5 protein-coding genes and 2 tRNA genes are annotated in these 6,603 nt (G+C 64.3%); 6 read left to right on the forward strand and 1 reads right to left on the reverse strand.

Going from position 1 to position 6,603, the window contains the following annotated elements; genetic code table 11:
* Nucleotides 1-60: 60 nt before the first annotated feature.
* The 6 genes from AC1RGU_RS08810 to rimO all read left to right on the forward strand — a co-directional run bounded on the left by AC1RGU_RS08810 (nt 61) and on the right by rimO (nt 6,087).
* Complete coding sequence (locus AC1RGU_RS08810; protein WP_492696021.1) at nt 61-1,014, forward strand: alpha/beta fold hydrolase; 954 nt, start codon at nt 61-63, stop codon at nt 1,012-1,014.
* Between the two features lie 58 nt (nt 1,015-1,072).
* On the forward strand, nt 1,073-3,262 hold the full coding sequence (locus tag AC1RGU_RS08815; RefSeq protein ID WP_062480706.1) for a RelA/SpoT family protein: 2,190 nt from the start codon (nt 1,073-1,075) through the stop codon (nt 3,260-3,262).
* 38 nt (nt 3,263-3,300) lie between these two features.
* Nucleotides 3,301-3,377, forward strand: a tRNA-Val gene (locus AC1RGU_RS08820).
* A 267-nt stretch (nt 3,378-3,644) separates the two neighbouring features.
* A complete protein-coding gene (locus AC1RGU_RS08825) occupies nt 3,645-3,968 on the forward strand; it encodes a hypothetical protein (protein WP_223301311.1) in 324 nt (107 codons plus the stop codon).
* A gap of 69 nt (nt 3,969-4,037) precedes the next feature.
* Nucleotides 4,038-4,598 carry a polyhydroxyalkanoate synthesis repressor PhaR gene (gene phaR, locus AC1RGU_RS08830; protein ID WP_062480702.1) on the forward strand — a complete coding sequence of 187 codons (561 nt, stop codon included), beginning with the start codon at nt 4,038-4,040 and terminating at the stop codon, nt 4,596-4,598.
* A gap of 82 nt (nt 4,599-4,680) precedes the next feature.
* Nucleotides 4,681-6,087: a 30S ribosomal protein S12 methylthiotransferase RimO gene (gene rimO / locus AC1RGU_RS08835; protein WP_139704634.1), complete on the forward strand. Its 1,407-nt coding sequence runs from the start codon at nt 4,681-4,683 to the stop codon at nt 6,085-6,087.
* Between the two features lie 84 nt (nt 6,088-6,171).
* Here rimO and AC1RGU_RS08840 read toward each other — a convergent pair.
* A tRNA-Leu gene (locus AC1RGU_RS08840) sits at nt 6,172-6,256 on the reverse strand.
* Nucleotides 6,257-6,603 lie beyond the last annotated feature (347 nt).

The raw sequence follows: 6,603 nt of genomic DNA on the forward strand, positions 1-6,603 counted from the left end.
ATCTCCGGATGAATTAGGATGCAACGAGACCATTATCCGCACCCGAACCCCTCCGTTTCCATGACAGAACCGACCCTTCACGACGTGGCCTGCAACGACGCCCAGGGCGGTCATCGCATGGCCTATTGGCAATGGGGCGACGCGCACAGCGCACATGTCGTGATCTGCGTGCACGGGCTGACCCGGCAGGGGCGCGATTTCGACGTGCTCGCGCAGGCCATCGTGGCGCGCGCGGGCGGCGATGTGCGCGTGGTCTGCCCCGACGTGGTAGGGCGCGGGCGCAGCGACTGGCTGCGTGACCCTGCTTTCTATCAAGTGCCTGTGTATGCAGCCGACATGGTGGCGCTGATCGCGCAGCTGCACGGCGAGCATCCCATCGACACGCTCGACTACGTCGGCACCAGCATGGGCGGGCTGATCGGCTTCGTGCTGGCCGGCCACAAGGAGCTGCCGTTGCCACGGCCCATTCGCCGTTTCGTCGCGAACGATGTCGGCCCCACGGTCGAGCCCGCCGCCATCCAGCGCATTGGCGCGTATGTGGGCAAGAGCGGCCAGTTTTCGAGCGTGCAGGCCGCGGCCGATGCGATGTGGGCCCTGTCGACCACCTTCGGGCCGCACACGCCCGAGCAGTGGCGCGCGTTGTCGCAGCACATGGTGGTGCCGGCTTCTGAGCGCAGCGCCGACGGTGCCGCCAAGACCGCCAGTGGCGGCCCGGTGGGCGAGGGCGCCTGGGTGCTGCACTACGACCCGGCCATCGGCGTGCCGTTGCGCGCCATCACGCCCGAGATCGCGGCGCAGGGCGGGGCGGTGATGTGGAGCCTGTACGACGCCATCGAGGCGCGCACGCTGCTCACGCGCGGCGCGGCGTCTGACCTGCTGTCGCCCGAAACGGCGGCCGCGATGACGCAGCGCGGGCCGCGTGCCACGCTCGTCGAGTTCGAGGGCGTGGGGCACGCGCCGACTTTCGTCGATCCCGCACAGGTCGCCGTCGTCACGAATTTCCTGTTCGATTGAGGGCATCGTGAAGCGAGAGTCTGCGAACCTTCAGACGGCACCCCTGTCCGACGGCGTCATGGTCGATTACCCGCTGTCGGCCGCCACGGCCGACCGCTCGCCGGTCATGGAGAACATGCTGGCGCGCGCCCGTGCGTTCGCCGAACCGCTGATTGCCGACGAAAAGCTCGACACCGGCGAGAACACGTTGGCGCACGCCGATGCCGTGGCCGCCATCGTTGCGAAGATGGGCGGCTCCGAGGCGATGCAGGCCGCGAGCTACCTCGTGTACTCATGCCAGCACCTGAACCGTCCGCAGGAAGTGATCGCCAAGGTCTTCGGCGATAACTTCGCGGCGCTTGCGGTCGAGACCACCAAGCTCGTGCGCGTGCAGGAGCAGGCGCGCACCGCCTCTCAAGGGCACCACGCCGAAGGCGCCGGCGCACAGACCGAGAACGTGCGCAAGATGCTGCTGGCGTTTTCGCGCGACCTGCGCGTGGTCATGCTGCGGCTGGCCTCGCGCCTGCAGACGCTGCGGCACGCGGCGGCCAGCAAGCAGCCCGCGCCCGAGAGCGTGGCGCGCGAGTCGCTGCAGGTGTTTGCGCCGCTCGCGAACCGGCTGGGCATCTGGCAGGTGAAGTGGGAGATCGAAGACCTTTCGTTCCGCTTTCTCGAGCCCGAGACCTACAAGCTGATCGCCCGGCTGCTCGACGAGAAGCGCATCGAGCGCGAAGGCCACGTCGAGCAGTTGCGCTCGCAGCTGGAGCACGAACTGCAGGCCGAAGGCGTCAAGGCCACGGTGCAGGGACGCCCGAAGAACATCTACAGCATCGTCAAGAAGATGCGCGGCAAGTCGCTCGACTTCGAGCAGGTCTTCGACATCCTCGCGCTGCGCGTGGTGGTGCCGGACGTGAAGGACTGCTATGCCGCGCTGGCCTGGGTGCACTCGCACTTCCAGCCCATCGACGAGGAGTTCGACGACTACATCGCGCGGCCCAAGCCCAACGGTTACCAGTCGCTGCACACGGTGGTGCGCGAGATCGTCGACGGCAAGGTGGGCAAGCCCATCGAGATCCAGATCCGCACCGAGGAAATGCACGACCACGCCGAACATGGGGTGGCCGCGCACTGGGCCTACAAGGAAGCGGGCCACAAGGGCTACGCCGGTGTCTGGGCCAGCGGCGAGTACGACGCCAAGATCGCCGTGCTGCGCCAGCTGCTGGCCTGGGAGCGCGACCTGTCGGGCGGGCTGCAGGGGCAGGGGCTGTTCGACGACCGCATCTATGTGCTCACGCCCGACGCCGCCATCGTCGAGTTGCCGCAGGGCGCGACGCCGGTCGACTTCGCCTATACGGTGCACACGACGCTGGGGCATCGCTGCCGCGGTGCGCGTGTCGATGGCGCGATGGTGCCGCTGAACACGCCGCTGTCGAACGGGCAGACGGTCGAGATCATGGCGGCCAAGGAAGGCGGTCCGTCGCGCGACTGGCTGAATGCCGAGCTGGGTTATCTGGCGAGCCACCGCGCACGCGCCAAGGTGCGTGCCTGGTTCAACGCGCAGATCACGCACGAGACCGTGGCACGCGGACGTGAAGCCGTCGAAAAGCTGCTGCAGCGCGAAGGCAAGACGGCCATGCGGCTCGAAGACCTGGCGTCGCAGCTTGGCTTCAAGTCGGCGGACCATCTGTTCGAGGTGGTCGGCAAGGACGAGTTTTCGCTGCGCAACATCGAGACGCTGCTGCGTCCGCCCGAGCCGGCGCTGAATCCTGACGACGGCGTGCAGATCAAGAAGGCGCGCGGCAGCGAGAAGTCGGGCAAGGGCGGTGTGCTCGTGGTGGGCGTGTCGTCACTGATGACGCAGCTCGCCAAGTGCTGCAAGCCGGCGCCGCCGGATGCGATCCGCGGCTTCGTCACGCGTGGCCATGGCGTCAGCGTGCATCGCGCGGATTGCAGCAACTTCCGCACGATGGCCGCGAAGGACGGCGAACGCGTGATCGATGTCGAATGGGGCCTGCCGAAGAAGGGCGCCGATGCACCGGTCTACGCAGTCGACGTGGCAGTGGAAGCGGCCGATCGTCAGGGTTTGCTGCGCGATATCTCCGATGTCTTTGCGCGCGAGAAGATGAACGTGATCGGCGTGCAGACGCAGTCGATCAAGGGCACGGCGTGGATGACGTTCACTGTGGAAATCGCCGATGCCGCGCGTTTGACGCAGGTGTTGAGTGTGGTGACTGCAGTGACTGGTGTGCGATCTGCACGTCGGCGCTGAAAAGGGCCATTTCTCCTGCTATACTCGATGCTTCTCTTAGGCGCGTAGCTCAGTTGGTTAGAGCACCACCTTGACATGGTGGGGGTCGTTGGTTCGAATCCAATCGCGCCTACCAAATTCAAACACGGGTTGCAGCGATTTCGCTGCAACCCGTTCGTCGTTTGGACGACGTGTTTGTCTCTGGATTCGCCCGGTCGCCATGAGCGATCGGCGCAAGCAAAAAAACCTTTCGCGGGCAGCCCTTCGCGCGGTGCAGGCAAGGCCCTGGCGCCATGTGGTTGTGCTACCTTGAGTGGTCTGCCAACCTCCTCGAATTTCCTTGATAAGCGATCTGATGAATACGCGATCAACGCCAGTTGATCGGGCGCACGCCGACCACCGCGTGGCCGCATTGCTCAAGCAAGCCCCTCTTGAATTCGCGCGCGCGGTCTACGGCATCAATGACCTTGCCGCCGGCCGCGCCGACACCATGGCCGCACGCGAAGTGGCGCGTGCACAACGACAGGGCATGCCGGTGACCGAGGAGCGCGCCGAGCAGCGCGCACGTGCCTATCTTCCGACGGCGGGGCAGGAGCATTGCCCCCGGTGCTGGGTGGTCTACGGGCAGAAGATCCCGCTGCGTTTCAGGTTGTCGACCCCGGAGCGTCCCGAAACTGCAGCGTGTCATGCGTGCGGTGCCGAGTACGCGACGGCGCCGGACGCCTGAAGAAGAATCACGGTCAGGGTAAACCTTGTCGCGATGCAGCAAAACCGCTCCCTAGAATCATCCGATGACATGGGCGTCCATGTGAAGGAGTCTGTAGTGCAGAGCAAGAAGTCCGGGGTGAAGCCGGTCCAGCGTGTGATCAAGAAGTACCCCAACCGACGGCTCTACGACACGGAGACATCCACGTACATCACGCTGACCGAGGTCAAACAGCTGGTCATCAAGAACGCGCAGTTCGTGGTGCGCGACGCCAAGACCGGCGACGACCTCACGCGCAGCATCCTGCTGCAGATCATCCTGGAAGAAGAGGCCGGCGGCGCGCCGATGTTCACCGAGCAGGTGCTGGCCAACATCATCCGTTTCTACGGCCAGGCCATGCAGGGCTACATGGGCCCGTACCTCGAGAAGAACATCCAGGCCATGACCGAGATGCAGGCCCAGCTCGCCGAAAAGGCCGAGGGCCTGACGCCCGAGATGTGGTCGCGCTTCATGACCATGCAGTCGCCGATGATCCAGGGGCTGATGGGCAACTACGTCGAGCAATCGAAGAACGTTTTCCTGCAGATGCAGGAACAGATGCAGAAAAACACCGAGCAGGTGCTGGGCGCCTTTGGCATCAAGCGCCCCTGAGCGCCGCGCGGCGGCCCGCCCGAATGGGGTGACTGCCCGATGAATGCCCCGCTGTCACCGATAGCTGGGACAATAGAGGCCTATGAGCGAAGTTGCCTCCCCTGAACGTACCGTCACGCCGACCGCCCCCAAGGTCGGCTTCGTCAGCCTTGGTTGTCCCAAGGCATTGACCGATTCCGAATTGATCCTGACCCAGCTGAGTGCCGAGGGCTATCAAACCGCCAAGACCTTCGAGGGCGCCGACCTCGTGATCGTCAACACCTGCGGCTTCATCGACGATGCCGTGAAGGAAAGCCTGGACACCATCGGCGAAGCGCTCGCCGAGAATGGCCGTGTGATCGTCACCGGCTGCCTGGGCGCCAAGACCGGCGACCAAGGCGGCAACCTCGTGCGCCAGATGCACCCCAGCGTGCTGGCCGTCACTGGCCCGCATGCCACGCAGGAGGTGATGGATGCCGTGCACGCCAACCTGCCGAAGCCGCACGATCCGTTCATCGACCTCGTGCCGAACACCTTTGGCGTGGCGGGCCTCAAGCTGACGCCGCGGCACTACGCCTACCTGAAGATCAGCGAAGGCTGCAATCACCGTTGCACCTTTTGCATCATTCCCTCGATGCGCGGCGACCTGGTCTCGCGTCCGGTGGGCGATGTGCTCAGCGAAGCCAAGGCCCTGTTCGAGGGTGGCGTGAAGGAGCTGCTGGTGATCAGCCAGGACACCTCGGCCTACGGCGTCGACGTGAAGTACCGCACCGGCTTCTGGGATGGCAAGCCGGTCAAGACCCGCATGCTCGAGCTCGTGCGCACGCTGGGCGAAATTGCCGAGCCGTATGGCGCCTGGGTGCGCCTGCACTACGTGTACCCGTATCCGAGCGTCGACGAAATCATTCCGTTGATGGCGAGCGGCCTGGTGCTGCCGTACCTCGACGTGCCGCTGCAGCACAGCCACCCCGATGTGCTCAAGCGCATGAAGCGGCCGGCCAGCGGCGAGAAGAACCTGGAGCGGATCGCGCGCTGGCGCGAGGTCTGTCCTGAACTCGTGATCCGCAGCACCTTCATCGCCGGCTTTCCGGGCGAGACGGAGCAGGAGTTCGAACACCTGCTCGACTTCATCCGCGAAGCCGAGATCGATCGTGCGGGCTGCTTTGCCTACAGCCCGGTCGAGGGCGCCACTGCCAATGACATTCCGGGCATGCTGCCCGAGGCCGAGCGCGAAGCGCGCCGCGCCCGCTTCATGGAGGTGGCCGAGGCCGTGTCGATCGCCAAGCTGCAAAAGCGCATCGGCTCGACGATGCAGGTGCTGGTCGATTCAGCGCCGGCACTGGGCCGCAAGGGTGGGGTAGGGCGTACGTACGCCGATGCACCGGAGATCGACGGCACCGTTCGCCTCCTGCCGCCCGAGAAGATCAGCAAGACGATGAAGGTCGGCGAGTTCACGCGTGCACGCATCGTGGGCGCTGAAGGCCACGACCTGATCGCGTTGCCCGTTTGATGCGCCTGATTCAAGCGGCCAAGAAAAAAGCCACCGGAGGCCGGTGGCTTTTTATAGAAGACCTGGTAAGGGTCTGTTCAATCTTGGTGCCCAGAAGAGGACTCGAACCTCCACGATGTTACTCGCTAGTACCTGAAACTAGTGCGTCTACCAATTCCGCCATCTGGGCTAATTTTGCTTCTCAGCAAAGACTACGATTATATACACAAATTTGGCGCGCTCTTTTGAGCGTGTCGAAATTTCAACTTCTGCGCGACATCGCTCGTGCGGCGGATGTCCTGCCGAAGGCGGGTGGGTGCGATCGTGCGTGCATGGCCGGCATCAAGGGGCGTGATCTGACGATCGCGTCGCCCGTTTGATGCAGTTTCGAGCGGCCATGAAAAAAGCCACCGGAGACCGGTGGCTTCAATCGGATGACCTAGTAAAGGTCTGTTTAAACTTGGTGCCCAGAAGAGGACTCGAACCTCCACGATGTTACTCGCTAGTACCTGAAACTAGTGCGTCTACCAATTCCGC

Source organism: Variovorax sp. GW823-FHT02B07 (assembly GCF_058797695.1).

Excerpts from the sequence above, each read along its gene's own strand:
- AC1RGU_RS08810 (WP_492696021.1), top strand. The coding sequence starts at position 61 with ATGACAGAACCGACCCTTCACGACGTGGCCTGCAACGACGCCCAGGGC.
- AC1RGU_RS08815 (WP_062480706.1), top strand. The coding sequence starts at position 1,073 with ATGGTCGATTACCCGCTGTCGGCCGCCACGGCCGACCGCTCGCCGGTC.
- phaR (WP_062480702.1), top strand. The coding sequence starts at position 4,038 with ATGGGCGTCCATGTGAAGGAGTCTGTAGTGCAGAGCAAGAAGTCCGGG.
- rimO (WP_139704634.1), top strand. The coding sequence starts at position 4,681 with ATGAGCGAAGTTGCCTCCCCTGAACGTACCGTCACGCCGACCGCCCCC.